General features: G+C 71.5%; 2 protein-coding genes. One reads left to right on the top strand and one right to left on the bottom strand.

Features of this window, described 5'->3' with window-relative positions; translation table 11 throughout:
* Positions 1 to 156 precede the first annotated feature (156 nt).
* The gene (locus tag ACFVYK_RS33565) at positions 157 to 759 is read right to left on the bottom strand and encodes a hypothetical protein (protein ID WP_389780506.1); all 603 of its coding nucleotides are present in this window, start codon (positions 757 to 759) and stop codon (positions 157 to 159) included.
* A 280-nt stretch (positions 760 to 1,039) separates the two neighbouring features.
* Here ACFVYK_RS33565 and ACFVYK_RS33560 point away from each other — a divergent pair, with 280 nt between their 5' ends.
* Positions 1,040 to 1,894: a bifunctional methylenetetrahydrofolate dehydrogenase/methenyltetrahydrofolate cyclohydrolase gene (locus ACFVYK_RS33560; protein ID WP_389780505.1), complete on the top strand. Its 855-nt coding sequence runs from the start codon at positions 1,040 to 1,042 to the stop codon at positions 1,892 to 1,894.
* The last annotated feature ends 65 nt before the right edge of the window (positions 1,895 to 1,959 follow it).

The following is a 1,959-nucleotide window of genomic DNA, read 5'->3' as shown; positions in this document are numbered from 1 at the left end:
CCGGTGACGTCACCGGACCGCCCGCCTTCCGCCGTGCGGGGCCGTGTCACGGTGTGGCACGGCCCCGGCGAGGACGGGCGAGATGGCGCCCTTCCGGCGATTTCCGACCGGCTCATCGCGCCTCCGGGTCCCACGCGATCGGCGGAGCTTTCGCGATCAGTACCGCGGACGGTTGAACCAGGCGCCGCCGCTGATCATGGCGGACAGGATGATGCCGCCGAAGGCGAGCGAGACGACGCCGCCGAAGGTGGCCGAACCGCCGCCGCCGTTCACGATGTTGGCGAGGCTGCCCAGGATCATCAGCGAGGAGTAGACGATCGTGGTGACGCGGATGCCGCCGCCGCCGGTCTTGAACTTGACGCCCAGGAAGATCGACAGGCTGCCCAGCACCAGCATCAGCAGCGCGAGCGCGATGATGAGGCCGGTCGCCATGCTGCTGTCGTCGCCGGAGCCGAACGCGTTGGACGCGTCCTGCGCGGCGCCGGCCGCGATGCCGATGATCACGCCGGCCAGGAACTGGAAGCCGGCGATGATGAAGAGCAGCACCCGGGCGGTCTTGACCAGGCCCGGCATCTCCTGCGGGACGCCGTAGCCGTACCCCTGGGGGACCGGCGGGGCCTGCGGGTAGCCGTAACCGGGCTGCCCCTGGGGAGCGGTGGGGTAGCCGTAGCCGGGCTGCTGGGGCGGGGCCTGCGGCGGATAGCCGGGCGGCTGGCCCTGCGGCGGGCCGTAGGGGTTGTTCGGGTCGCCGAAACTCATGGCGGTCCTTCCTCCGTGTGCACTCGAGTGCGGGGACGCGGCCTGGCTCGGAGGAAGGTTCTACAGATGCGGTTCGTCCCCCCGGTACTGCCCGCGGCACTGTGACGTCAATCGTTCTGCAATGGCCGGTTTGTTGTCCAGCCGCATTCCGCGGCATTCCGCAGGCGTTGTGCAAGTGCAACATCATCGATCACGTCCGCGCACGTCAAGGGGGCGTCGCGGCCCCGTACGGGTTCACCCGGATTGGAACCGGGGGGCCGTCATCCGGGAGGATGGGCCCATGACCGCCCAGATTCTCGATGGCAAGGCCACCGCAGCCGAGATCAAGTCCGATCTGACCGCCCGCGTGGCGGCGCTGAGGGAGAGGGGCGTCACGCCCGGCCTCGGCACGATCCTCGTCGGCGACGACCCCGGCAGCCAGAAGTACGTCGCCGGCAAGCACCGCGACTGCGCCGAGGTGGGCATCGCCTCCATCCAGCGCGAGCTGCCCGCCACGGCGACCCAGGAGGAGATCGAGGCGGTCGTGCGCGAGCTGAACGACGACGCCGCCTGCACCGGTTACATCGTCCAGCTCCCGCTGCCCAAGGGCATCGACGAGAACCGCGTCCTGGAGCTCATGGACCCGGCCAAGGACGCCGACGGCCTGCACCCGACGAACCTCGGCCGGCTGGTCCTCAACGAGCCCGCGCCGCTGCCCTGCACCCCCAACGGCGTGCTGACGCTGCTGCGCCGGCACGGCGTCGAGATCAACGGCGCGGAGGTCGTCGTCGTCGGACGGGGCGTCACCATCGGCCGGTCGATGCCGCTGCTGCTGACCCGGCGCAGCGAGAACGCGACGGTGACCCAGTGCCACACCGGCACCCGGGACCTGTCGGCGCACCTGAGGCGGGCCGACGTCATCGTCGCCGCCGCCGGCTCCCCCCATCTGATCCGCGCTCAGGACGTGAAGCCGGGCGCGGCCGTCCTGGACGTCGGCGTCTCCCGCAACGCCGAGGGCAGGATCGTCGGCGACGTCCACCCGGACGTCCGTGAGGTGGCGGGTTGGATCTCCCCCAACCCGGGCGGCGTCGGCCCGATGACCCGTGCCCAGCTGCTCGTCAACGTGGTCGAGGCGGCGGAGCGCAGTGTCGGCTGACGGCGCCTCCGCCGAGGCCGGGCACACCAAGGCCGACGACACGAGCGGCGCGGACGTGGAGGGCG

The organism is Streptomyces sp. NPDC058291, assembly GCF_042880855.1.
In the GTDB taxonomy this organism is placed as follows: Bacteria; Actinomycetota; Actinomycetes; order Streptomycetales; family Streptomycetaceae; genus Streptomyces.
The sequence above is the reverse complement of the archived record's forward strand: the minus strand, read 5'-3'. Positions and strand labels throughout refer to the sequence as shown.

What these genes read in the sequence shown, in the direction of transcription:
- ACFVYK_RS33565 (WP_389780506.1), bottom strand. Translation starts at nt 759, where the DNA reads ATGAGTTTCGGCGACCCGAACAACCCCTACGGCCCGCCGCAGGGCCAG.
- ACFVYK_RS33560 (WP_389780505.1), top strand. Translation starts at nt 1,040, where the DNA reads ATGACCGCCCAGATTCTCGATGGCAAGGCCACCGCAGCCGAGATCAAG.